The sequence below is a fragment of the Mycetocola sp. Y171 genome (genome assembly GCF_056713165.1).
The window spans coordinates 1,815,883-1,839,474 of record NZ_JBWYGX010000001.1 but is presented as its reverse complement, the minus strand read 5'-3'; the positions used below and the strand labels follow the sequence as shown (position 1 = coordinate 1,839,474).

The following is a 23,592-nucleotide window of genomic DNA, read 5'->3' as shown; positions in this document are numbered from 1 at the left end:
CGTCCGTCTTTGACTCAGTTCTGGTTGGGTGACAGTCGGTAGCCGACGCCCCGGACCGTCTCGATCCAGCGCGGATGCTTCGGGTCGTCCGAGAGCTTCCGTCGCAGGTTCGCGAAGTGCACCTCGATCGAGCGCTCCTCCGACTCGCTGACGAAATCGTTGGCGACGTACACCTCGTCGCGGAGTTCACGGACGAGGTCCGCCTTCGAACGGACTCGCCGCTTGCTGTGCAGCAGGGAGCGGAGCAGATCGAACTCGGTGCGGGTCAGGTCGAGTTCGACATCGTCGAGTTCGACCGTCCTCGTGTCGGCGTTGAGCGTGAGGCCGTTGTGGACGTAGACGAGCTCGACGTCGTCTGCCGGTGCGGCCGGCTGGGGCGCCGGCTCCGCTGCGGGGGGCGCGACGACATCGCTCACACCGGTGGCAGGGCTGGGCGGGTCGGCGAGGTCCAGCTGGCTGACCCGGGGGCGGCGAAGCATTGCCTCGATGCGGGCGCGGAGTTCTCGCGGACGGAACGGCTTGATGACGTAGTCGTCAGCCCCGGATTCGAGGCCGAACAGCAGGTCGGCCTCGTCGGACTGCGCGGTGAGCATCACGATGTAACAGTCGGTGAAGAGACGGAGGCGACGTGCCACTTCGAGGCCGTCGATGTCGATCAGCCCGATGTCGAGCGTGACGATGCTCGGGCTCTTCTCGCGGACGAGTTCGACACCCTCTGTCCCGCTGGCCGTCGAGCTGACCTCGAACCCGGCCTGGCGCAGAACGGTTTCGACGAGTCCGCGAATGTCGGCGTCATCCTCGATGACCACAGCGGTACGGCCTCTGTCCTCTGCCATGTGGTGCTTTTCCCCCCGGAAGTGCCGCGCACTCCAGTGAGCGCCGTGGTGTTCGATCAGTTTCGAACACCACCAACTCTAGTCGGGGTCGACCGCTTCGTCACGACGGCGGCGACCCCCAATGAGGAGCAGGCCCAGACAGGTGGCAACGGCGGCGGCGATCAGCGCGTCGCGAACGGATGCCCCGGTGGAGGGCAGGTTCGGCAGTGACCCGGCGTTGCTGGGAGGTGTCGTCGACCCACCGCCGGTGTCGCCTGGGTCGACCTCTGTGTCTGCGGCGACGACCACGAGCGACAGGTCGAGCGATTGCAACTGGGTGGCGTTTCCTGAGCTGAACGGCAGTTCGAACGTGACGTCGATCGGGACGCTCGCGATCGAACTGCGGCCGAGGTCGAAGATGACGTCTCCCCTCAGCAGCTCGGCTGCGGTCGACCGGAACGTGGTCCCGTTGCCTGCGACGGTGATGACGACATCCTTCTGGACAGGCGTCGGCGTCGCTCTCTGGTCGGTCGAGTCGTCGCCGAGGGTGATCAGAAGGCTGGACACCCCGCCTCCGGTGCGGTGGGCCACCACCCTCGTGGTGACGATGTCGCCAGGGACCATGGTCCAGTCGCTGAACAACGTGCCGATGGGGCTGCCGTCTTCGCGGGTCACCGCGAGCGCGCGCTCCTCGGTGTCTGCGGCTGCGCTTGCGGCCCCGGAAAACGCGAGAGCTGCGACGAGGGCGACGCCGATCGCTCCGGCTGCTGCCCGGGCCAGACGGCTCATGACGTGTGTTTTCATGCGACGAACACCTCGACTTCGAGGTCGGCTGGCGGGGTGCCTGTGCCCCACCACTCGAGGACGACGTACTGGATCTTCGTCCCTGTCGTGTCGCGGAGCACGGAGTCGATGGAGCTCGTCCCCCGCGGCGCGATGACGGTGGGGGTGACGGTCGGCGTGGAATCGACCGTGACCGGCACCTGGATCTCCCGCTGCTGGTACTGCCTCAGGAAGTTGTTCTCAGGGCAGGCGGTCGCGCTGTTGCTCCAGTTCTCGCTCCAGTTCTCCCACACGTACCTGGACCGGCACTGGATCTGGGTCGTCGTCGTTGTCGTCGACGGCCAGACGCCTGCCCCCGAGTAGTACTTCTCGGCGAGGTACGTCGTGGAGTTCTTGAACACGGCGTTGGACGCCGGCGCCGTGTCGACGCCGGAGAAGACGTTGTTGAAATTCGTCACCCCTGCCCCGCCGTCGACGTGGCAGGTCTTGCTCGCACACGTCGGGTCGTTGACGGAGTCGGCGTTCTTGGTACGGCCGTTCGTGAGCATCCAGCTGTAACGCATGGTCACCGGGTCGGCGTTCGCACCCGACTGGCCGCCGAGGCTGTTGATCCCCCGGTGCGCGTCGCGGATCTCAACGCCCGGACGTGTCGCGTTCGTCGTCGCACCGTTGATCGCAAGTGTCGCGCTCGTGTTCAGGCGCGCCTGTGCGAACGGGACAGCAGTGGTCGGGGCGACATCCCAGACCCACGCGGCGGCCGAGGTCGACGCATAGTTGCCACGCCAGGCAGTGAGCTTGATCGACTGGGTCGAGCTCATGCCGGGGGTACAGCTCCACAGGCGCGCGCCGAGTTGATTGTCCACGCCGCCGACCTGCGCCGGGAGTGGTTCGATCGGGTCGAAGCTTCCGTCGTTCACGACGGGAAGGACAAGCATCCTGACGGTGGTCTTCGGCGCCGACGCGTTCGTCGTGCTCTCTGGCGCCTGGATCTCGGTGAAGTCACTGAGCCTGTAGACGTTGGTCGAGACGGTGGGGTTGGGCACTGAGCACCAGTTCCCGACCCCTGCCCCGCCGGTCGCGGCGTCGCTGGCCGTGAGGTGGGCGCCGGTCGTGGCCGCGGGCAGACCGACGACGATCATCGCCGCTGCTGCCAGCGTGGCGATCGCGACGACGTGCGGCATCCGGAATCGTCTGAGCGCCGACATCAGTTTTCCTCCGCACGGGGAACCTGGGTGAGAACGGCGGTCGCAGTGAAGTCGGCGAGCGGGTTCATCACCGTGTTGGTTCCGCGGGACGCCAGGAGCGCGCGCGACACATCGACGCCGTTCCTGACCGCAGGGATGGACAGGTCGAGCACGATGGTGCAGGTCTGCCCGGGCTTCACGGTCTGCCCGGCAGCGGTGGAGAACGACCAGGAAAGGGCGCCGCCGACGATGGTCGGGGTGGAGTCGACGGTGCAGGTTCCGCTCGACGCGATTGAGGCCGTCAGGTAGCCGGCGGAATAGACGGATGCCCAGGCGGTCTTGGCTGCTGCGGCGATCGTTCCGGAGATGTAGCCCTGGACTCCATCAGTGTTCCCGCTCGTCATCGAGTAGGTGAGTCGCTGGCCGCGAGTGCCGGGGATGAGTCCGGTCGTGGACGACGCGACCGTTGAGCTGAGGGTCCCGAGGGCGTATGAGGCTGACGTGACGGTGGCGTCGAGGGACAAACCACTGGCCGAGTCGATGACCTGGGGGCTCTGCGTTTCCTGGTCGTTCCAGAAGGCGAAGGTGACCGGCCCGCCCAGAAGGGCGAATGCCGTCAGGAGAGCGACCCCCGCGAGGATCACGGGCTTCGCGGGAACGGTGCGGCTGCGGTTCGAGTCGATGGACATGAAGATCGCTACCCTGCGATCTGCGTCAGGGTGTACACGGCGCCGAGGGAGACGTTGCCGCCCATCGCGGTGTTGTACTGGCCGGTCGTGCCCCAGGGGAAGCTCACTTCGATGACCACGGGGACGGTTCCGCCTGTGACCTGGGACGGCGTGAGCGTGGTGTTGGACGGGGTCCCGGTCGCCGCGGTCCCGTTGACCGACTTCACGGTGATGGACACCGCGTCGCGGAGGGCGACGTCAGCGGCTGCGGTGGTGGCTGCGGCCTTCGACGGGGTGACGGTGAACCGGGCCTTGAGGTTCTGGCCGGCCAGGGTGACCGGAACGTTGATCGTGGCGGCGATGACATCACCGGGGACGATCGCTCCGCCGCCGTAGGCGACGGGGGTGGTGCAGGTGGCTGGCGTGGGGCACTGCTTGATCGTCGCGGTCGGGATGTTGCCGAGCCCGATGGTGCCGAGGTCCAGGGTTCCTGAGGAGATCGACTGGGTCGCGCTGGTCGTGGTGTCAGACCAGAAGGCGAGAGTGCCGGCGCTGCTCAGAAGGAGCACGGCGCCGAGTACTGCTGCTGCGGAGGTGCCGAGAAGAGTGCGGGTCGACTTCTTCATGATGGCTCCTTCCGTGCGGTGTGGTCGTGGTGCTGGTGGTCGTTGTGCGGTTCGTGCTGTGGCGCTGCTTGCAGGAATAAGGGCCCTGCCGTGTCGGGTACACGACAGGGCCCGTTGAGATCAGCTCGGGGGCTGATCCCGCCTCCGCTGCAAGGTGGAGCTTGTTACCGCGCGATCTGCGTGAGCGTGTACTTCGAGGTGAAGGAGATCGACTTCAGCTCGGTGAGGTCGGAGGCGTCCGCGGTGGTTCCGAAGGGGAACTCGACCGTGATGACGACCGGCACCGTCGGAGTGGCAGTCTTTGCTCCCGTGAAGGTCTTGCTTGCGCCGGCGTCGCCGCCGACCGAGGCGACGGAAACGGTGAGCGCGCTGGCGAGGTCTGCATTGCTCAGGTTGGGGGCCGTGTTGACGGCAGGAGTCGTCACCGCCAGAGTTGCGTTGATGTTCTGGCCGGAGAGGGTGACCGGGATGTTGACGGTCTTGGTCAGCTTGTCTCCGGGGACGATGGCGCCGGTGTATGCGGCGTTCACGACGGATCCGTTGGTGACGGTCCATGTGCCGTCGGACAGGGTGCCGAGGTCGAGGCTTCCCGAGGAGATCGTCTGGGTCGCGCTGGTCTCGGTGTCGGACCAGTAAGCGAGGGTGCCCGCTCCACCGAGGAGCAGCGCTGCTCCGACGGCTGCTGCGACGGCTGCTGCTGTGGTCTTCTTCATGCTGAACTTCTTCATGGTGTGTCCTTCATTCGGCCTGGCAGCGGAGGAGCTACTCAGAGTCTGGGATGTTCTCGCCTTGCGCTTCGAACAAGATTGATATTTCCGAACGAGTGTCAAGAAGCGACCAGTACAGCCGCAAGGTTCGAAGAATTCTGGCTTCAGGCCGCAGGGTTGGCTCAAGATTTCCGCAAGAGTTGCGATCCGCGCTGAGAACGCTGGGTTCGGCCGGCGAAATGACGCCGGATCCGTGACATTCAGGCTCTCCCGCAAGCGAATCCGCGGGCGTACGATGTGCGGTGAGGGGCCTGAACTCAGAGGAGGAGACCGCGATGAAGCGTTCCTTTGCATTGTTGATCAGCATCCTGCTCGGCGCGGTTTTTCTCGTGTCGACCGGACCTGCTGCGACCGCCGCGCCGTACTGCGGCATCACCTGGGGGTCGCTCCCTGACGTGCAACGCGTCGGCGCTCCGAACGCATCGCCCACCGGCGTTCGAGCCGGGCGGCATACCTGCTACGACCGGTTCGTCCTCGACGTGAGGGGAGACATCCGGGGCTACGACGTGCGCTACGTCAGTGTGGTGAGACAGGACGGATCCGGAATCGCCGTTCCGCTTCGCGGTGCTGCAGACCTGCAGATCGTCGCCTTCCTACCGAACTACAACTCGGCGGGGCAGCAGGTGTGGACGCCGGGCAACCTGCGTGAGCTCGTCTACGTCAGCGGATTCACGACGTTCAGGCAGGTGGCGTACGCAGGCAGCTTCGAGGGCCAGACCAACCTCGGCCTTGGCGTACGGGCGCGGCTACCGTTCAGGACGTTCATCCTGGACGGACCGGGGACGGGCAGCAGGCTCGTCATCGACGTCGCGCATCGCTGGTGAGGTTTCAGAGTCTGACGAGGGCGCGGGGTAGATCACGTCTTCCGCGCTCTCGTCCGCAGGATAGACCGCATCTTGCGGGCTCGCGTTGACCTCGGTGTCGTTCCCCGTGTCGGGGTTCTCGCTCGACACCGGCTCATCACCGGAGTCCTTCGCGCCCTTCTTCCTGCCACCGCGGGCGGCCACGACGACGAGGGTGACCACCGCGTATCCGATGAGCGCTATCCCCAGTCCCTGCGCGAGCCAGGTCCTGGTGTCTCCTGACACACCGTTCGTCACGTAGCCGATCACCGGAAGCCAGTACCAGGCCTTTCCGCGCACCTGCTCCTCGCGCACGAGTTCCGCGTCCGGTGACGGATTCGCGTCTCCCTGTGTCTCGAGCCGGATTCCTTCGGCGGTGACGTTGACCCCGATCACGCGGTGCGTGACGACGGCTGGCTCCCCCGAACTGATCTGGTAGGTGATGACGTCGCCGACCTGGATGTCGGCGAAGGGGATCGGCTTCACCACGACCGTGGTCCCTGGCGGCATCGTCGGCCGCATCGACCCGGTCAGCACGGTGTACGGCGTCGCGCCGGCGATCCGGGGAACGAGGACGAATGCCACGATCAGCAACCCACAGACGACGAGGACGACCCAGCTCACGACCTTGAGCAGTGTGCCGCCGACCCGGTTCACGACGGTCCACGGGTTCGCCGGCCGCACGTGCCGATGCCTGGCCGTCACTGCATCCGCCTGGTCGACGTCCCGACCAGCGTCGGGCGCGCGACGGTCGCCGTCGTCCAGGCGCGCCTCCGCGGCATCCGCCACCGGCTCGGTCATGGCTTAGTCGATCAGGTCGTGGCGTACGACGATGGCGTCGCGCCCCGGTCCGACACCGATGGCAGAGATGCGCGATCCGCTCATGCCCTCGAGCGCGAGCACGTAATCCTGCGCGTTCTTCGGTAGCTCCTCAAACGTGCGGCAACCCGAGATGTCCTGTTTCCAGCCCGGGAACTCCTCGTAGATCGGCGTCGCGTGGTGGAAGTCCGACTGGGACACCGGAATCTCGTCGTAGCGGACTCCGTCGACCTCGTACGCGACACAGACCGGGATCGTGTCGAGTTCGTCGAGGATGTCGAGCTTGGTCAGCACGAAGTCGGTCACGCCGTTGATGCGGGCAGCGTAGCGCGCGATCGGCGCGTCGTACCAGCCGACCCGGCGCGGACGCCCTGTGGTGGTGCCGAACTCGAACCCACGGGACCTGAGGTGGTCTCCGGATGCGTCGAAGAGCTCGGTCGGGAACGGGCCGGCACCGACGCGGGTCGTGTAGGCCTTCACGATGGCGATGACCCGGTCGATCCGGTTCGGAGCGATACCGGAACCGGTCGCCGCTCCCCCTGAGGTCGCGCTCGACGACGTGACGAACGGGTATGTGCCGTGGTCGACGTCGAGCATCGTGGCCTGCCCGCCCTCGAACAGCACGATCTCGTCGCGTTCGAGTGCCTCGTGCAGCTCGAGTGCGGTGTCTGCCACCATCGGGCGCAGACGATCGGTGTACGAGAGCAGGTCTTCGACGATCTCGTCAGCGGAGATGGCGCGGCGGTTGTAGATCTTCAGCAGCATGTGGTTCTTGACGTCGAGAGCGCCTTCGACCTTCTGCCGGAGGATGTTCTCGTCGAACAGGTCCTGGATCCGGATGCCGACGCGGTTGATCTTGTCCGCGTACGCAGGTCCGATCCCCCGCCCGGTTGTGCCGATCTGGCGCTTGCCGAGGAACCGCTCGGTCACCTTGTCGAGAGTGCGGTGGTACTGCGTGATGACGTGGGCATTCGCCGACACCTTCAGGCGGGACACGTCCACGCCTCTGGCACTCAGCGCCTCCAGCTCGTGGAACAGCACCTCGAGGTCGATGACGACACCGTTCGAGATCACCGGGGTCACCCCTGGGGTGAGGATGCCGGATGGCAGCAGGTGCAGCGCGTACTTCTCGTCGCCGACGACGACGGTGTGGCCGGCGTTGTTGCCGCCGTTGAACTTCACGACGTAGTCGATTCGGCTGCCGAGGAGGTCGGTCGCTTTCCCCTTGCCCTCATCGCCCCACTGGGCGCCGACGATCACGATTGCTGGCATGGCGGATGCTCCTTCTTTGCCTACGGAAAAATCTTGCGACGGCCGTCGGTGGCCTGGTCGGCCTAGTCCTGTCCCCGGATGAAGAAGACTTCAGTCGATGGGGGCGGTTCGAGCGGAAGACCCTCGGTCTCGATCCGCGCAGGCGCGGTCTCATCGGCGTCACGGAGGAACTCGGTCAGGCGGGTCACTTCGTCGACCTCGCCGATGGCATCCGCTGCGTTGCGGAGCGCATAGAGCGAGCGGAGGAATCCCTGGTTCGGCTCGTGCGACCACGGGATCGGTCCCTGTCCTCGCCACCCGGCCTTGCGGAGCGCGTCGAGCCCGCGGTGATAACCGACACGGGCGTATGCGTAGGCCGTGACCGGGTGGGCCGAGTCGAACGATGCTTCTGCGAGACGCGCCCAGGCCAGTGACGAGGTCGGGTGGGACCCGGCCACTGCGGCGATGTCGTCGACGGTGGTCGAGCGGTCGAGCGCGTCGACGACCTCGGGCTCCGCCGGAAGGCGTGTCTCCGGCACTCCAAGCAGATTGTCTCCAGTCACGCGTCTAGCCTACCGCGTCGCCTCAGCAGCAGGAGGGCAGGGCGCACCGCTCGGTGGATGTCCTAGACCGAGACGCCGCGAGCCCGGAGGAACGGCGCCGGGTTGACGTGGTTGCCGTTGATATAGATCTTCAGGTCGAGATGGCACCCGGTCGCGACACCGGTGTCTCCGACGCTCGCGATGAGCGATCCGGCGCTCACCCAGCTTCCGGCGCTGACCCGGAACGAACCGGAACGGAGGTGTCCGTAGATCGACTTGACCCCGCCGCCGTGGTTGATGATCACCCGGTTACCGAAGCCACCTTCGTAACCGGCGAACGTGACCGTTCCGCCCGCGATGGCCCTGATGCCCTTGCCGCAGGGGTTGGCGAAGTCGATGCCGCTGTGGAAGGAGACCGAACATCCGGTCCCACCGCAGATGATCGGTCGCGGTCCGTACCAGGAGCTGATGTAGCCGGGGAGCGGTCGCCACCAGCCCTGTGCCGACGGGTGGAAGTACGTTCCGGTCGCTCCGGCGTTCGAGCCGCCGCCGCCACCGCCGCCGCCGCCGCCGCCACCGCCACCGCCACCGTTCGCGGCCGCTGCAGCAGCCGCAGCGAGCGCAGCCTTGCGCTCACGTTCGGCCTTCTCTGCCGCGGCTTTCTTGGCTGCGGCGACGCCAGCTGCGTAGCCGGCTTCGACGGTCGCGGTCTTGCCTTCGAGGTAAGAGAGCTGGCCGAGCAGCGTTTCCTCGTGCTTCTCCTGCTCAGCAACGGCCGCAGCCGCGGCTGTTGCAGCGGCCTCAGCCTCCTGGAGTTTCACTTCGGCTTCAGCCCGGGCCTCCTCGAGCACTGTGGCCGCGACGACCGCCTGCTCGCTCAGCGAGGTGACCTGGTTCGCGTCCTGCTCGGCTTCGTCGAGGAGCTGGGTGGAGAGGCTGGTGAGCTTGTCTATGGCGCCCAGCTTGTAGAGCGTGTCGTCGGCGTTCTTCGAGTCCACCAGCAGGCTGGCGGTGACATCGAATGAGTTCGTCCGCCCCATCCGGGCGAAGAGTGATCCGGCCTGTTTCGCGGAAAAGTCCGCGGCGGCCTGTGCCTCTTCGAGACGCGTCTTCAGGTCTGCCGACTTCTGTTCGGCGTCCTGGGCCACGATGAGGGCGTCCTGGTATTCGGATGCGGCGACCGCTGCGGCTTCCTCTGCTGCCGCTGATGCATTGCGCAGGTCTTCGATCAGTTTCTTGACCTGGTCGATCTGCGTCTTCTTCGCGGATTCGTTCGCGCGGGCGTTCTTGACGTCGTCCCAGCTGGGATAGCTGGGAGCTGCACTGGCAGGCACGGCGATCGCGCCGGCAGCGAGCACGACGCCCAGTGTCACGGCCGCGATAAGAGAACGAAAACGCAAACGCATCTTTTCATCGTGGCAGAAAAAGCGCGTTCTGTCTGGAGGGTCAGGGCGAGTCGCATTGACCCAAAGCGGGTGCCATTCGGCACCCGCCTTGGCGAGAGAGACCTAGAAGAGGTCCTTCTCAGCAAGCCAGTCCTTGGCGAGAGCCTCAGGCGAGGCCTTCTCGTCGCCCTGGTTGCGTGCGTTCAGTTCGATGAGGTCCTCGGTCGTCAGCTCGGCCGAGATCGCGTTCAGGACTTCCTTCACCGTGTCGGATGCCTTGTCGGAGTTGATGAGCGGCAGGACGTTCTGCGGGAGGATCATGTTCTCCGGGTCCTCGAGGGTCACGAAACCGTTCTCCTTGATCGACGGGGTGGTCGAGAAGATGTCGGCGATGTTGACCGTTCCGTCCAGCAGGGCGCCGGTGGTGAGAGGTCCGCCCGAGTCGCTGACGGGGACGAACGTGATGTTCGCCGCGTCGACGCCGTAGATCTCGGTGAGTCCCTGGGGGCCGTACGGGCGCTCGTTCAATTCGGGGTTGCCTCCGACGATCAGCGGAACGTCGAGGTCGGCGAGGTCGGCGAGGCTCGTGACCCCGTTGTCTTCGCTGAACTCCTTGGTGACGTTGTAGCTGTCCTTGTCTTCGGCCTCGGCCTGGTCGAGGACCTCGAACCCATCGGGGAGCGCGTCGGGAAGGGCGGCGAAGACCTCTTCGCTCGACTTCGCCTCCGACTCGGCGTCGAAGAACTGCAGCAGGTTGCCGCTGTAGTCGGGGATGAGGTCGATCGAGCCGTCTTCGAGAGCCTTGACGTAGACGTCGCGCTGGCCGATCTGGCCGGCGAACTCCACGGTCACGCCGTTGGCTTCGAGGCCCTGGGCGAAGATCTGGGCGATGATCTCGGACTCGGCGAATCCGGCCGCCCCGACCGTGATCGTCTCGGAATCACCGGCCGGCTCGTCTGCCGGCTCGAGGGGATCGCCTGAAGCGCATGCCGCGAGAGCGAGAACCGCTCCCGCTGCGAGAATTCCTGCGGCGAATCGGCCGCGTCGTGAAGTGAACATCGAACTTCCTAACTGTGTGGGGTGGTGCGGAGCTGTCTATCCGGCGCGGGAGGGTGCTACCGCGCTCGGAACGGACTTCCGAGGTGTTCGGAGTGATGGCGTCGTCTGGATTGCCCGGACGCCCGCCGGAATGGTGAGTCGTTGGATGAGGATGAGGATGCCCTCGAGCACGAGGGCGAGGAGTGTGACGAGCAGTGCTCCGACGAGGACCTTGGTGTAATCGCGCACCGGGAGACCGTCGATGATGTAGCGGCCAAGACCTCCAAGCGAGATGTATGCGGCAACCGTCGCAGTAGCCACAACCTGAAGCACTGCCGACCGTATTCCCCCGATGATCAGCGGAAGCGCGAGCGGTATCTCGACCTTCCACAAGATCTGCCACTCCGTCATGCCCATGGAGCGTGCCGCATCGACGGTCCTGGGGTCGACGGACTCGATCCCGGAGTAGGCACCGGCGAGCAACGGCGGGATGGCAAGGACGACCAGGACGATGACCGTGGGGATGAGTGCGAGACGGATGCCGAAGCCGAACGCGATGGCCAGGTAGGTGAGCAACCCCAGTGTCGGGAGTGCACGCAATGCGCCGGTCGCCGCGATCGAGATCCCGCGCCAGCGGCCGGTGTGGCCGATGTACAGCCCGAGAGTGACAGCGATGAGGATCGCGATCAACACGGTCAGCCCGGTGTAGGCCAGGTGCTCGGCGATCCGGGTGGGGATGCCGTCCGGCCCCACCCAGTGGGCGGGATCCGAGATCCACGCGAACGCGTCGATGAAGGCGTTCATGCCGCGACCGCTTTCGTCCTGGCCGCTGTCGCGCTGCGTCTCGCCGCCGCGTCGACCCGCGCCCACGGCAGCAGCATCCGCCCGCCCAGAACCAGCAGCACGTCGAAGACGACGGCGATGAGGACGGTTCCGACGATGCCGGTGAGGATCTCGGTCGGGAAGTTGCGCTGGTAGCCGTCGGTGAAGAGGTAGCCGAGGCCGGACATCCCGACGAGGGCACCGAGCGTGACCAGGCTCACCGTGCTCGTGGAGACCACCCGAAGACCGGCGAGCAGAACGGGACCTGCGAGGGGGAGCTCAACCTGCCAGAACCGGCGCCACGCCCCGAAGCCGACGGCGGTGGCCGACTGCGCGACATCCGCCGAGACGGCATCGAAGGCATCCGTCGCGGTCCGGACCATGAGGGCGACGGCGTAGATGGTCAGGGTGACGATGAGGTTGGCCGGGTCGAGGATGCGGGTGCCGAGCACGGTCGGCATGGCGACGATGAGGGCGAGAGAGGGGATCGTGTAGAGCAGTCCGCACACGGTGAGCAGGATTCCTCGCGACACGCGGTAGCGGTGTGCGAGCCAGCCGATCGGCACGGCGATGAGGAATCCCCCGAGAATCGGCAGGATGCTCAGCAGGACGTGGGCGAGGGTGAGTTCCCAGATCTGCTCGATGTTCGCCAGCACCCAGGTCACGTCGGTGTGCTCTCGGTGAGGATGCCGGCGAGGCGCCCGGTGCCGTCGATCACGACCTGGCGGCCGGAGACCTCCTCGATCCGTAAGGCGCGCCGGCCGCGGTCGGCGCCGATGAAGGTGTCGACGAATTCGTCGGCCGGGTTCGCAAGGATGTCTGCTGGGGTCCCGACCTGGGCGATCTGGCCGCCGGTCTTGAGGATGACGACCTGGTCGCCGAGGAGGAAGGCCTCGTCGATGTCGTGGGTCACGAAGACGATGGTCTTTGCGAGGTCTTTCTGGATCCGCAGCAGTTCCTGCTGGAGTTCGCTGCGGACGAGCGGGTCGACGGCTCCGAACGGCTCGTCCATAAGCAGGATGTTGGGGTCCGTGGCCAGGCCACGCGCCACACCGACGCGCTGCTGCTGGCCGCCGGACAATTGTGAGGGGTAGCGTTCCGCAAGCGAGCGGTCGAGGCCGACGGTGTCCATCAGGGTGAGGGCACCGTCGCGCGCGGCCGCGCGCTTCGTGCCGTTCAGCAGCGGGACGGTGGCGATGTTGTCTGCGACGGTCCGGTGCGGAAGCAGCCCTGAGTTCTGCATCACGTAGCCGATGCTCCGACGGAGTCTGACCGGCTCGAGGTTGGAGATGTCGTCGTCGTCGATGTGGATGGAGCCGCTCGACGGGTCGACCATGCGGTTGATCATCCGCAGGAGGGTCGTCTTGCCCGACCCGCTCGATCCGACCAGCACAGTGGTCGTGCGCGAAGGGATCGTCAGGCTGAAATCGTCGACGGCGAGCGTGCCGTCAGGAAACCTCTTGGATACCGAGTCGAACCTGATCATGGCGGACGTCCCCCTGGGTTGAGGCCGATCGGGTGGCCCCGCTTCGCTTTAGCGTAGACAACCCCGCCGACACCGCGCCAGATCATTACTCCGTATTGTCAGGCTGGCGTCTGCTGGTGTAGAGCGACGTGCCAGCTCCCGCCGCCGTAAAGATAGGTCGTCGACATCCGCAATTCGACGGTGTCATCGCCTCGCCTGGCCACCGCGCGGTACGCGACGACACCCGCCCGTTCCCCGAGGCGGACGATGGCCGGCTCGTGGATCTCATACGAGTCCCACGGCACCACTCCCGCGAACGAGGCGGTGACCTCGTCACGGCCGATCGCAGCGCCCTCGACGATCATCAGGGCATCCTTCGTCATCGACCGCGCATAGTGTTCACCGCCGTGCCCCGCGAGAATGGCCTTCCAGCCGGCGTGTTCCTCACGAAGAAGGATGGCGGGCAGATCGTCGGTGATCTCAGTCATGGCTTCACGCTACCCCCTCTGCCCGGATCAGACCCCGATCCGGGGAAAGCTGACGTGCTGCATCACCCACGCGTGCATGGCGACGGCCGCGGCGGCTGAGGCGTTGATGGAGCGGGTCGACCCGAACTGGCTGATCTCGAGGACGGCATCCGATGCTGCGATGGCCTCTGGCGAAAGGCCCGGCCCCTCCTGGCCGAACAGCATGAGGCACCGCTCAGGCAGGGCGAAGGTCTCGATCAGCACCGAGCCTGGGACGTTGTCGATCCCGAGGATCGGCAGGTCTTCCGCCCTCGCCCAGTCCACCAGCCCGGCGACGTCAGCATGGTGGAGGACGTGCTGGTAGCGGTCGGTGACCATCGCGCCGCGCTTGTTCCAGCGACGCCGGCCGACGATGTGGACCGTGTCCGCCCCGAACGCGTTCGCGGTGCGCACGATGGAACCGATGTTCATGTCGTGCTGCCAGTTCTCGATGGCGACGTGGAACGGATGCCTGTGCTCGTCGAGGTCCGCGACGATCGCGTCGAGTTTCCAGTACCGGTACCGGTCGATGACGTTGCGGGTGTCACCGTGGATGAGCAGATCCTGGTCGAACCAGGTCTCCTCTGGCCACTCCCCCTGCCACGGTCCGACACCGTTCGTCGACAGTTCGTGACTCGGGTTCTCTGCAGCGTCTGGCACCCTCCCACCCTAACCGCGCCCGGCGGCGGGTCAGCAGGCAGGACACCGCGGCCCACCCTTTTCGGTCGGCCGAAATCCGGCTATGGTTTCGGTATGCCGAAATCTTCTGCGGTCACCGTCGACCCGCCAGCCCGCCCGCTCCCCCAGCCGCCACGACTGCTCTGGCTGCTCGGACCGGCACTCGTCGCCGGGGTGGCCTACCTCGACCCCGGCAACGTCGCAAGCAACATGACCGCAGGCGCCCAGTACGGCTACCTGCTCGTCTGGGTCGTCGTCGCAGGCAACACCATGGCCTGGCTGATCCAGTACCTGTCGGCCAAGCTCGGCATCGTCACGGGCAAGAGCCTTCCTCAGATCCTCGGTGAACGCATCCGATCCCGCCCAGGGCGCCTCGCGTACTGGTTGCAGGCAGAGCTCGTCGCCATGGCCACCGACCTGGCTGAGGTCATCGGCGGGGCCGTCGCCCTCAACCTCCTGTTCGACCTGCCGCTCATCGTCGGCGGCCTGATCACGGGCACTGTCTCGATGGTGATGCTCGCCGTGCAGTCCCGGCGTGGTCCTCGGGCCTTCGAGTTCGTCATCATGAGCCTTCTCATCATCATCGCCGTCGGCTTCAGCGCCGGGGTCTTCCTCGCTCCGCCCGACGCCGCCGGGGTCGTGTCAGGCCTTGTTCCGCGCTTCGAGGATGCCAATTCGGTTCTGCTCGCCGCCTCGATCCTCGGAGCGACGATCATGCCTCACGCCATCTACGCGCATTCGGCCCTGAGCCGGGACCGCTTCGCGGTTCGCGCGCCGGGGCTGACGACGAAACGGCTCCTGACCGTGACCCGGTGGGATGTCTCCATCGCCATGGTGATCGCCGGGAGCGTCAACCTCGCCATCCTGCTCCTCGCTGCGGCCAATCTCGCCGGGGTACCGGGTACAGACAGCCTCGAGGGCGCACACGCCGCGCTGGAGTCCTCCCTCGGCGCCGTCGTCGCCACGCTCTTCGCCGTCGGCCTTCTGGCATCAGGGCTCGCGTCCACGTCCGTCGGCGCATACGCAGGCGCCGAGATCATGCAGGGCCTGCTCCACGTGCGTATCCCGCTCCTGACCCGAAGGGTCATCTCCCTCATCCCCGCACTCGCCATCCTCGGGCTCGGATTCGACCCGACCATGTCTCTCGTGCTCAGCCAGGTGGTTCTCTCGTTCGGGATCCCGTTCGCACTCATTCCGCTCGTCGTTCTCACCGCCAAATCGAGCATCCTCGGAACGTTCGCGAACCGGTGGCAGACCACCGCCGCCGGCGTCATCGCCTCGGTCCTTCTTGTGACGCTGAACGCCGTGCTCCTCATCCTCGTGTTCAGCGGCGCGTAGTCCCCCGCCGGTAGGCTGGAGAGCCCATGAAGCAGTCGAAACCGGTGATCGAGGACTACCTCAAGACCATCTACGCGCACACGGAGTGGCAGGCGGATGCCATCACCCCCTCCGCGCTCGCGACGCGCCTCGGGCTGGCGCCATCGACAGTCACCGAGATGGTGAAGAAGCTCGCGGCGTCAGGGCTCGTCACCCACGTCCGCTACGGCGCCATCACCCTCACAGGCGCAGGGACGGCGGCGGCGGTCGCCGTCGTCCGGCGCCACCGGCTGGTCGAGACCTGGCTGGTGCGGGAGATGGGATTCGGCTGGGACGAGGTCCACGACGAGGCAGAGGTGCTCGAGCACGCGATCAGCGACCGCCTGCTCGCTGGCATCGACGCCCGGCTGGGCCACCCGGACCGGGATCCGCACGGCGACCCCATCCCAGCGGCCGATGGGTCGGTGCGGCGTGAGAAAGCCGTCCTGCTCGAGGAGGCCACAGAGGGGCACACCGGGGCGATCCTGCGGATCAGCGACAGGGACCCTTCTCTGTTGCGTGAGCTCGAGGCGTCCGGCATCGGAGTGGGAACGACGGTATCGGTCGCTCCTGGGTCCCTCACCGTCGGGTCGACACGGATCGCACTGCCCGCCCCTGCACGCACGGCGATCTGGCTCAGCGCCTGACGCCCGACCGCTGACCCTAAACTGGCCATGAGCGAAGGAGTTGCTGCATGACAAGACGCGACGAAGTTGAGTGCTGGCTGACCGACATGGACGGCGTGCTGGTGCACGAGAACCGCCCGCTCCCCGGTGCCGCCGACCTCCTTCAGCAGTGGCGCGACCAGGGCAAGCCCTACCTCGTGCTCACCAACAACTCGATCTTCACACCGCGCGACCTCAGTGCGCGGTTGCGCGCCTCGGGCCTCGACGTGCCCGAGGAGTTCATCTGGACGTCGGCACTCGCCACGGCCGCCTTCCTCAAGGATCAGATGCCCGGCGGCTCCGCCTTCGTCATCGGCGAAGCGGGGATCACCACCGCACTGCACGAGGCCGGTTTCATCATGACCGAGACGGCCCCTGATTACGTTGTGGTCGGCGAGACCAGGAACTATTCGTTCGAGGCGATCACGAAGGCGATCCGGCTCATCAACAACGGGGCACGGTTCATCGCGACGAACCCGGACGCCACCGGTCCGAGCGCAGACGGCCCGATGCCGGCCACCGGCGCCATCGCCGCCCTGATCACGAAGGCGACGGGGAAGGAGCCGTACATCGTCGGCAAACCCAACCCGATGATGTTCCGCTCGGCACTCAACAAGATCGGCGCGCACTCGGAGAACACCGGCATGATCGGCGACCGGATGGACACAGACGTCGTTGCCGGGATCGAAGCCGGCCTGCACACCATCCTCGTTCTGACCGGGATCAGCGATGAGGCCGAGATCAACAAGTACCCGTTCCGTCCGTCCGAGATCCTCGGCGGGGTCGTCGATCTGCTCGAGCCGCACCCGATCGAGTCAGAGGTCGTCTGACCCAGCCGGAAGGCGCGGCCTGGCCGCGCGGCAGGGCTCAGCCGCGCGGTACGGCCACCGATCCGGTCAGCGGCTCACCGCTCGACCGGTTCACGAAGCAGAAGTAGTTGCGTTCCCCGTCTGCCCACTGCTCCTCGGAGACCGGGTACGTTCCCTGGACCTGGAGATCCGAGTAGCCGGCTGCTGCAGCGGCGTCGAGCACTCCCGGTGCGCTGCACCACAGGTAGATCTGCCTGAGGATGGCGTCCTCACCCGGGTAGCCGGCCGCCGGATCCGTGTTGACGGGGGCGGAGAAGACCATCTGTGCCGCATGGGGCGCAGCGCAGTCGACGACGGTGAAGGTCTCGGCCCACGGGGTCGAGTACGGGTCGAGGCATTCCCCACCGGTGAGCGCTGTCCACTTCTGTTCGCCCGCTGCTGCGGGGCCGACGGGCGCCACAACGGTCGGCGTCGGTGTCGGTGTCGCCGAAGGGGTAGGGGTCTTCGTCGCCGACGGGGTCGGCGCAGGCCCGGCGAGAAGCGCAGGGAGCCGCGACCCGAGGAAGAACAGCCCGACGAGGACGAGGATCGCCACGAGGGCAATGGCACCCAGCACCAGTGCCCGGGGCGGACGACCGCCTCCCGAACCGGTTCGCGCTCGAGGGGCCTTGACCGGCTTCGCCGGTTCCTCGGCGACGGTGTCGATGACGATGGGTTCGCCCTGGGTCGGCGGGGTGGAACGGCGACGACGGCGGGGAGGAAGCGCGGCGTCGTCTGCCTGCTCGGGTTCAGCGCGTGCCGCTCCTGCTGTCGCTGCGGAGGCCGCCGCTGCCACGGTCGGGAGCACCGCGGTCTGCTCGGGCTCCGGCGCCGCTGCGGGAGACCCGTCGCCCGGTTCGGCGGCGGGTGCGTCGCCACTGGAGGTCCGGTGGACGAGGGGATCGAGCTGGTCGTTGGGTGTCAGCGCCCAGGTGAACGGCTCGGCGTCGTCGCTCTCGTCGTCGACAGCGTCGTCAACGGCGTCGTCGTCATCGTCGGATGCCGAGTACTGGATGGCTGGATCCGGTTGCGGAATCGGCTCAGAAACCACCGCGGCGGGTACGGCAGCTTCGTCCGCGGCCTCCGGCGGGGTCGCACCGGCCGGAACCGGCGGAGCGACGTCCTCGACGATGTGATCGCGCGCGGAGCGGGGCTTGAAGAGCGGCGGGACGGCCGACGGGATCAGACCGGTCTCGGGCTCGTCAGCGGGCGGCTCGGTCGGCCCGTGCTCGGCGCTGAGGCTCCAGCCCCGGTCGTCTTCGGCGTCCGACGCGACAGGCGCGACGGCTTCAGGGGTCGGCTCGGGTTCAGGGGTCGGCTCGGGCTCAGGGGCCGACTCGGGCTCAGGGCTCTTGCGGCGGGCCGATCCGAAGAGCGCGGGTTCGGTCCGCTCGGTGCCCGGCCTGGCGGTCCAGCCCGGTTCGGGCAGGACCGGTTCGTCGTCGTCCGGCACGTCGGTGCGCGGCTCAGGGTTCACCAGGGCGTCAGCAGCCACGAGCTTCTCGCGCCACCACGCCTTCACCGGTCCGTCGCCGGCCTTGCCCGGAACGGCGTTCCCGTCATGAGCATCGCTCGCCGCGGCATCCGTCCCCTTGGCCGGCAGCTCGATCTCACCGGTCTGGTCGCTTCCGAGCTGGGACAGCAGCCAGTCGGCACCGACGACTTCGCCCTCGCCCGTTGGCGGATCGGTGGGCTTCTCGTCGTCCTCCCCCGGACGGCGGGTGTCGTCTGACACTATGCGAGCCCCAGGTCTGACAGCCCGATGGCCGCGAAGTAGGGGTAACCGGCTGCCTCGATGATCTCCCGCGCGCCGGTGTTCCTGTCGACAACGACGGCGACACCGGCGATCTCGGCACCGACCTTCTTGAGCGCTTCGATCGCGGCGAGGGGTGAACCGCCGGTCGTCGACGTGTCCTCGAGCACGATGACCCGCTTGCCCTCGAGCTCAGGACCCTCGACCTGCTTGCCGCGGCCGTGGTCCTTGGGCTCCTTGCGGACGACGAACGCGTCGTAGGCGAGACCACGTGCCGCACCCTGGTGCAGCACGGCGGCGGCTACGGGGTCTGCACCCATGGTCATGCCCCCGACCGCAACGACGTCAGGGACGTCCTTGATCAGGTCGAGCATGACCTGGCCGATCAGCGGTGCGACACGGTGGTCCAGGCTGACGCGGCGGAGGTCGACGTAGTAGGTCGCCTTCTTTCCGCTGGTCAGGGTGAAGTCCCCGTGGAACACGGCATCTGCCGAGATGTAGTCAATGAGTTGCTGGCGCGCGTCGGTCACGCAGGCAAGTTTAGCGATGACTCAGCAGACAGGCGTTAACGCGAGAACCGCGCCGCCCCCGAGAATCAACCGCATCTGGCGCTGCGGGATCACTGGGGAGGGCGCGGAATTCGCGACGTGCCGCCTTACGGCAGCAGAGCGTAGGTGCGCGTGGGCACCTGGCGGTAGCCGTCACGCTTCACGACGACGAAGCTGCCGGCGATGGCGGCGACGCTCAGGGCTGCAATTCCAGCAAAGAATACGAACATAGGATTCCAGTCCTTTCTCGAGGTGAAACGGACACGGGCCGTTTGGATACGTATACATCCAATCGCGTCCTATTGTTCAGCACAAGCGAACGTTACTTGACTGATTCGGTAGCATTGCTACATGGACGTACGCCGGCTCGACCTGCTCCGCGAACTCGCCGAACGCGGCAGCATCCACGCCGTCGCCGTGGCCACACACCGCACCCCGTCTGCGGTGTCCCAGCAGCTCAAGGTGCTCGAACGGGAGGCAGGACTTCCGCTGACCGAACGCAGCGGACGCGGCATCGTCCTGACGGATGCCGGTCGCGCCCTCGCCCGCAGCGCGACGGACATCGCCGTCGCCCTCGAACGTGCGGGGGCGGTGTGGGATGAGTACCGCAACGACCCCACCGGCCAGGTGAGCGTCGCGACCTTCCCGACAGCTGGGCAGATGCTCATGCCCAACGTGCTCGCCTCACTGCAGTCGGTTCCTGGGCTCGAGGTCACGATGATCGACCGGGACCCGGAGACCGAGGACTTCCCCGCCCTGACAGCCGACTTCGACATCGTCCTCGCACATTCCGTTCCCGGCAGCCGGTCATGGAGCGGTCGCGGCCTGCGCAACGTCTACCTGCTGAGCGAACCCCTCGACATCGCCCTCCCGGTCGGCCACCGGCTGGCGGGGCTGAGCGTCCTCACTCCCGAGCACCTCGTCGACGAGCCGTGGATCGGTGTTCCGGAGGGGTACCCGTTCGACCGGCTCCTGCACGAGATCGAGGCGGTCACCGGCGCCGCGCTCCATGTCGTCCAGCGCGTCACAGACAACAGGATCACCGAAGCGCTCGTCGCCGCAGGGATCGGCATCAGCATGATTCCGCGTTTCACGGCATCCGGTCACGAACGCGGTCTGGTCACCCGTGCGCTGAGCGGAGTGGACATGTCCCGCCACATCGTCGCGCTCATGCGCCCGGACAAGGCCGAGCGGCTCGCGGTGCGCACGGTAGCGGACGCCCTGCAGCTCGAAGCCGCTGCCGTCCAGCGCTCGCATAACCCGGTCGAGGACCCGGTGCCGTTCACGTCGCCGCGCTGGGTGTAGCCCGGATGAACGCGAGTTGCCCGGTTCGGCGGGTCCGGCGCACCGGACACCCGCCGAACCGGGCAACTCGCGACGGGGTCAGTCGTGCTCGGGGAACCCGAGGTTGATGCCGCCGTGGCTCGGGTCGAGCCAGCGGCTCGTGATCGCCTTCTCCCTGGTGAAGAACTCGACGCCGTGGGGTCCGTAGGCTTTCGAGTCGCCGAACATGGACTCCTTCCACCCGCCGAACGAGTGGTACGCGACCGGCACAGGGATCGGCACGTTGATGCCGACCATGCCGACGGTCACCTCGCGCTGGAAGCGCCTGGCGGCCCCGCCGTCGTTCGTGAAGATGGCCGTTCCGTTGCCGTACGGGCTGTCGTTGATGATGCCGAGGCCCTCCGCATAGCTGGAGACCCGGACGACGGACAGGATCGGCCCGAAGATCTCGTGCGAGTACACCGTCGACGATGTGGCGACGTTGTCGATGAGGGTCGGTCCGAACCAGAACCCGCCGTCGTCCCCGTCGACCGTCGGGTTGCGGCCGTCGACGATGACCGTCGCTCCGTCCTCGAGCGCGACGTCGACGTACGACGCCACCTTGTCCCTGTGCACCTCGGTGATCAGCGGACCCATGTCGCAGCCGCGCCTTCCGTCGCCCGTCGTGAGTGACGACATCCGTTCGGCGATGCGTGCGACCAGGTCGTCGGCGATCGTGTCGACGACGAGGAGCACGCTGATCGCCATGCACCGCTCGCCTGCTGAGCCGAAGCCCGCGTTCACGGCCGCGTCCGCGGCGAGATCGAGGTCGGCGTCCGGCAGCACGAGCATGTGGTTTTTGGCTCCGCCGAGCGCCTGGACGCGCTTCCCGTTCTTTGCGGAGGTCTCGTAGATGTACTTCGCGATCGGCGTAGAACCTACGAACGAAACGGACTGGATGACCGGGTGCTCGAGGATGGCGTCGACGGCCTCCTTGTCTCCGTGCACGACATTGAACACGCCGTCGGGGAGGCCGGCCTCCGTGAAGAGCTCGGCGAGCCACACCGCTGCCGACGGGTCCTTCTCACTGGGCTTCAGCACGACCGTGTTGCCGGCGGCGATCGCGATCGGGAAGAACCAGAGCGGGACCATCGCAGGGAAGTTGAACGGGCTGATGATCCCGACCACGCCGAGCGGCTGCTTCACCGAGTACACGTCGACGCCGCTCGAGACGTTCTCCGAGTACTCGCCCTTGAGCAGGTGAGGGATGCCTGTGGCGAAGTCGACGACTTCGAGGCCGCGCGCGATCTCCCCGCCTGCGTCCGACAGCACCTTGCCGTGCTCGGAGGTGAGGATCTCGGCCAGCTCGCCCTTGCGGGCGTTGAGCAGCTCACGGAAGGTGAAGATGATCGACTGCCGCTTCGACAGCGAGGTGTCGGCCCAGCCCGGGAACGCGGCGGCAGCGGCCTGCACTGCGGTGTCGACGTCGGCGACGCTGCCGAGTCTGACTTCCTTCTCGACGATCCCCGTTGCCGGGTTGAAGACCGGTGCCGTGCGGGTGGAGTCGCCGTCGGCGCTCGCCCCACCGATGTAGTGATTGACGTATGTGGTCATGCTCTTCCTCCCTGGAAGTTCGAGAAAACGGTGTCGTATGTGGCGACGGCCTCGGCGACTTCGTCGACGCTGACCGTGCACGGCGGGACGACGTGGATGCGGTTGTCCTGGACGAACGGCAGGAGACCCTCCCCGACGAGCGCTGTCTTGAGCTGCCCCATGGCTGCTGCGGGCAGCGGCTCCCGACTCTCGCGGTCTGCGACGAGTTCCATGGCCCAGAAGACGCCCTCGCCCCGCACCTCACCGATCAGCTCGTGCTTCGCGGCGAGTTCGGCGAGTGCAGGGCCGATGGCCTCACGTCCCACCCGCTCGGCGTTCTCGACGATGCCCTCGTCGGCCATCGCGTCGAGCGCGCCGACGATCGACGCCATGGCGAGCGGATGCCCCGAGTACGTCAGTCCACCGGGGAAGACCGTCTCATCGAAGTCGGCCGCGATGGCGTCGGAGATGATCACGCCGCCGGCGGGGACGTAGCCCGAGTTGACTCCCTTCGCGAAGGTGATCAGGTCGGGAACGACGTCGTATCCCTCGAAGGCGAACCAGCGCCCTGTCCGGCCGAACCCGGCCATCACCTCGTCGAGGATGAGGATGATGCCGTAGCGGTCGCAGAGGGCACGCACGCCAGCGAGGTAGCCGGGTGGCGGCACGAGGATGCCTGCCGTCCCCGGAACGGATTCGAGCAGGATCGCCGCGATGGATGCGGGGCCTTCGCCCTGGATCACACGCTCGAGGTGGCGAAGCGCGCGTTCGGTCTCCTCGGCGGGCGAGGTCGCCCAGAACTCGGAGCGGTAGAGGTACGGTCCGAAGAAGTGCACGTGTCCACGGGCGAATTCGTTGGGCACACGGCGCCAGTCACCGGTGGCGACGATGGCCGACCCGGTGTTGCCGTGGTACGACCGGTAGGTCGACAGGACCTTGTCGCGCCCGGTGTGCAGGCGGGCCATCCGGATCGCGTTCTCGTTGGCATCCGCTCCGCCGTTGGTGAAGAAGACCTTGTTGAACCCGCCAGGGGCAAGCCCGGTGACACGTTTCGCCGCTTCCCCGCGGGTGAGGTTTGCCGTGGATGGCGCGATGGTGGCGAGCTGGTCTGCCTGCGCCTTGATGGCGGCGATCACCGCAGGATGCTGGTGGCCGATGTTCACGTTGACCAGCTGGCTGGAGAAGTCGAGATACTCCTTCCCTTCGAAGTCCCAGACCTTCGTCCCGAGCCCGCCGGCGATCACGAGGGGTTTCAGCGCCCCCTGTGCCGACCACGAGTGGAAGACGTGCGCGCGATCGAGGTCGAGCGCTGCCTGGTTGTTGTCTGACGTGAGCGTGAGAGCCACGGCATCTCCTTTGTTGCGTCGTTGCGTGT

26 protein-coding genes are annotated in these 23,592 nt (G+C 66.8%); 5 read left to right on the top strand and 21 right to left on the bottom strand.

Features of this window, described 5'->3' with window-relative positions:
• Positions 1 to 14: 14 nt before the first annotated feature.
• The 6 genes from AC1M2K_RS08870 to AC1M2K_RS08845 form a co-directional block, all read right to left on the bottom strand.
• A complete protein-coding gene (locus AC1M2K_RS08870) occupies positions 15 to 836 on the bottom strand; it encodes a response regulator transcription factor (protein WP_480240682.1) in 822 nt (273 codons plus the stop codon).
• Between the two features lie 78 nt (positions 837 to 914).
• On the bottom strand, positions 915 to 1,619 hold the full coding sequence (locus tag AC1M2K_RS08865; protein WP_480240681.1) for a hypothetical protein: 705 nt from the start codon (positions 1,617 to 1,619) through the stop codon (positions 915 to 917).
• Complete coding sequence (locus tag AC1M2K_RS08860; RefSeq protein WP_480240680.1) at positions 1,616 to 2,803, bottom strand: hypothetical protein; 1,188 nt, start codon at positions 2,801 to 2,803, stop codon at positions 1,616 to 1,618. Before AC1M2K_RS08860 ends, AC1M2K_RS08865 begins: the two co-directional genes overlap by 4 nt.
• Entirely contained in the window at positions 2,803 to 3,471 is a 669-nt protein-coding gene (locus tag AC1M2K_RS08855) for a hypothetical protein (RefSeq protein ID WP_480240679.1), read from the bottom strand. Before AC1M2K_RS08855 ends, AC1M2K_RS08860 begins: the two co-directional genes overlap by 1 nt.
• Positions 3,472 to 3,479: 8 nt before the next feature.
• Entirely contained in the window at positions 3,480 to 4,076 is a 597-nt protein-coding gene (locus tag AC1M2K_RS08850) for an alternate-type signal peptide domain-containing protein (protein WP_480240678.1), read from the bottom strand.
• A 164-nt stretch (positions 4,077 to 4,240) separates the two neighbouring features.
• A complete protein-coding gene (locus tag AC1M2K_RS08845) occupies positions 4,241 to 4,804 on the bottom strand; it encodes an alternate-type signal peptide domain-containing protein (RefSeq protein ID WP_480239102.1) in 564 nt (187 codons plus the stop codon).
• Positions 4,805 to 5,118: 314 nt separating this feature from the next.
• On the opposite strand from AC1M2K_RS08845, the gene AC1M2K_RS08840 reads away from it, so the two are divergent.
• The gene (locus AC1M2K_RS08840; RefSeq protein WP_480240677.1) at positions 5,119 to 5,667 is read left to right on the top strand and encodes an AMIN-like domain-containing (lipo)protein; all 549 of its coding nucleotides are present in this window, start codon (positions 5,119 to 5,121) and stop codon (positions 5,665 to 5,667) included.
• On the opposite strand, the gene AC1M2K_RS08835 is transcribed toward AC1M2K_RS08840, so the two are convergent.
• The 10 genes from AC1M2K_RS08835 to AC1M2K_RS08790 all read right to left on the bottom strand — a co-directional run bounded on the left by AC1M2K_RS08835 (position 5,590) and on the right by AC1M2K_RS08790 (position 14,173).
• Positions 5,590 to 6,486 carry a signal peptidase I gene (locus AC1M2K_RS08835; RefSeq protein WP_480240676.1) on the bottom strand — a complete coding sequence of 299 codons (897 nt, stop codon included), beginning with the start codon at positions 6,484 to 6,486 and terminating at the stop codon, positions 5,590 to 5,592. The two genes, AC1M2K_RS08840 and AC1M2K_RS08835, sit on opposite strands and share 78 nt — an antisense overlap.
• 3 nt (positions 6,487 to 6,489) lie before the next feature.
• Positions 6,490 to 7,776 carry an adenylosuccinate synthase gene (locus tag AC1M2K_RS08830; protein ID WP_480240675.1) on the bottom strand — a complete coding sequence of 429 codons (1,287 nt, stop codon included), beginning with the start codon at positions 7,774 to 7,776 and terminating at the stop codon, positions 6,490 to 6,492.
• Positions 7,777 to 7,838: 62 nt separating this feature from the next.
• Complete coding sequence (locus tag AC1M2K_RS08825; protein ID WP_480240674.1) at positions 7,839 to 8,318, bottom strand: DUF3151 domain-containing protein; 480 nt, start codon at positions 8,316 to 8,318, stop codon at positions 7,839 to 7,841.
• Between the two features lie 62 nt (positions 8,319 to 8,380).
• Complete coding sequence (locus tag AC1M2K_RS08820) at positions 8,381 to 9,670, bottom strand: peptidoglycan DD-metalloendopeptidase family protein (protein ID WP_480240673.1); 1,290 nt, start codon at positions 9,668 to 9,670, stop codon at positions 8,381 to 8,383.
• A gap of 135 nt (positions 9,671 to 9,805) precedes the next feature.
• Positions 9,806 to 10,741: an ABC transporter substrate-binding protein gene (locus AC1M2K_RS08815; RefSeq protein ID WP_480240672.1), complete on the bottom strand. Its 936-nt coding sequence runs from the start codon at positions 10,739 to 10,741 to the stop codon at positions 9,806 to 9,808.
• Between the two features lie 36 nt (positions 10,742 to 10,777).
• A complete protein-coding gene (locus AC1M2K_RS08810; RefSeq protein ID WP_480239109.1) occupies positions 10,778 to 11,590 on the bottom strand; it encodes an ABC transporter permease in 813 nt (270 codons plus the stop codon).
• Positions 11,521 to 12,207: an ABC transporter permease gene (locus AC1M2K_RS08805; RefSeq protein WP_480240671.1), complete on the bottom strand. Its 687-nt coding sequence runs from the start codon at positions 12,205 to 12,207 to the stop codon at positions 11,521 to 11,523. Before AC1M2K_RS08805 ends, AC1M2K_RS08810 begins: the two co-directional genes overlap by 70 nt.
• Complete coding sequence (locus tag AC1M2K_RS08800; protein ID WP_480240670.1) at positions 12,204 to 13,028, bottom strand: ABC transporter ATP-binding protein; 825 nt, start codon at positions 13,026 to 13,028, stop codon at positions 12,204 to 12,206. Before AC1M2K_RS08800 ends, AC1M2K_RS08805 begins: the two co-directional genes overlap by 4 nt.
• Before the next feature lie 98 nt (positions 13,029 to 13,126).
• On the bottom strand, positions 13,127 to 13,495 hold the full coding sequence (locus tag AC1M2K_RS08795) for a DUF4440 domain-containing protein (protein WP_480239112.1): 369 nt from the start codon (positions 13,493 to 13,495) through the stop codon (positions 13,127 to 13,129).
• A 27-nt stretch (positions 13,496 to 13,522) separates the two neighbouring features.
• A complete protein-coding gene (locus tag AC1M2K_RS08790) occupies positions 13,523 to 14,173 on the bottom strand; it encodes a TrmH family RNA methyltransferase (protein WP_480239113.1) in 651 nt (216 codons plus the stop codon).
• Between the two features lie 93 nt (positions 14,174 to 14,266).
• Between AC1M2K_RS08790 and AC1M2K_RS08785 the strand changes: the two genes are divergently transcribed.
• From AC1M2K_RS08785 to AC1M2K_RS08775, 3 genes are read left to right on the top strand one after another with little or no spacing between them, the layout of a single operon-like run.
• Positions 14,267 to 15,529, top strand: a complete 1,263-nt coding sequence (locus AC1M2K_RS08785; protein ID WP_480240669.1) for an Nramp family divalent metal transporter — start codon at positions 14,267 to 14,269, stop codon at positions 15,527 to 15,529.
• Between the two features lie 26 nt (positions 15,530 to 15,555).
• A complete protein-coding gene (locus AC1M2K_RS08780; RefSeq protein ID WP_480239115.1) occupies positions 15,556 to 16,194 on the top strand; it encodes a metal-dependent transcriptional regulator in 639 nt (212 codons plus the stop codon).
• Between the two features lie 47 nt (positions 16,195 to 16,241).
• Positions 16,242 to 17,042: an HAD-IIA family hydrolase gene (locus tag AC1M2K_RS08775; RefSeq protein WP_480239116.1), complete on the top strand. Its 801-nt coding sequence runs from the start codon at positions 16,242 to 16,244 to the stop codon at positions 17,040 to 17,042.
• Positions 17,043 to 17,079: 37 nt separating this feature from the next.
• On the opposite strand, the gene AC1M2K_RS08770 is transcribed toward AC1M2K_RS08775, so the two are convergent.
• The 3 genes from AC1M2K_RS08770 to AC1M2K_RS08760 all read right to left on the bottom strand — a co-directional run bounded on the left by AC1M2K_RS08770 (position 17,080) and on the right by AC1M2K_RS08760 (position 19,591).
• Positions 17,080 to 18,795: a hypothetical protein gene (locus tag AC1M2K_RS08770; protein ID WP_480240668.1), complete on the bottom strand. Its 1,716-nt coding sequence runs from the start codon at positions 18,793 to 18,795 to the stop codon at positions 17,080 to 17,082.
• Positions 18,795 to 19,343 (bottom strand): orotate phosphoribosyltransferase, encoded by a 549-nt coding sequence (pyrE, locus tag AC1M2K_RS08765; RefSeq protein WP_480239118.1) that lies wholly within the window; start codon positions 19,341 to 19,343, stop codon positions 18,795 to 18,797. Before pyrE ends, AC1M2K_RS08770 begins: the two co-directional genes overlap by 1 nt.
• Positions 19,344 to 19,468: 125 nt before the next feature.
• Positions 19,469 to 19,591 carry a hypothetical protein gene (locus AC1M2K_RS08760; protein WP_480239119.1) on the bottom strand — a complete coding sequence of 41 codons (123 nt, stop codon included), beginning with the start codon at positions 19,589 to 19,591 and terminating at the stop codon, positions 19,469 to 19,471.
• 121 nt (positions 19,592 to 19,712) lie between these two features.
• On the opposite strand from AC1M2K_RS08760, the gene AC1M2K_RS08755 reads away from it, so the two are divergent.
• Positions 19,713 to 20,666: a LysR family transcriptional regulator gene (locus tag AC1M2K_RS08755; protein ID WP_480239120.1), complete on the top strand. Its 954-nt coding sequence runs from the start codon at positions 19,713 to 19,715 to the stop codon at positions 20,664 to 20,666.
• 78 nt (positions 20,667 to 20,744) lie between these two features.
• On the opposite strand, the gene AC1M2K_RS08750 is transcribed toward AC1M2K_RS08755, so the two are convergent.
• Both AC1M2K_RS08750 and AC1M2K_RS08745 read right to left on the bottom strand, forming a co-directional pair.
• Positions 20,745 to 22,238: a CoA-acylating methylmalonate-semialdehyde dehydrogenase gene (locus tag AC1M2K_RS08750; protein WP_480240667.1), complete on the bottom strand. Its 1,494-nt coding sequence runs from the start codon at positions 22,236 to 22,238 to the stop codon at positions 20,745 to 20,747.
• Positions 22,235 to 23,563 (bottom strand): aminotransferase class III-fold pyridoxal phosphate-dependent enzyme, encoded by a 1,329-nt coding sequence (locus tag AC1M2K_RS08745; RefSeq protein WP_480240666.1) that lies wholly within the window; start codon positions 23,561 to 23,563, stop codon positions 22,235 to 22,237. Before AC1M2K_RS08745 ends, AC1M2K_RS08750 begins: the two co-directional genes overlap by 4 nt.
• Positions 23,564 to 23,592: the final 29 nt, after the last annotated feature.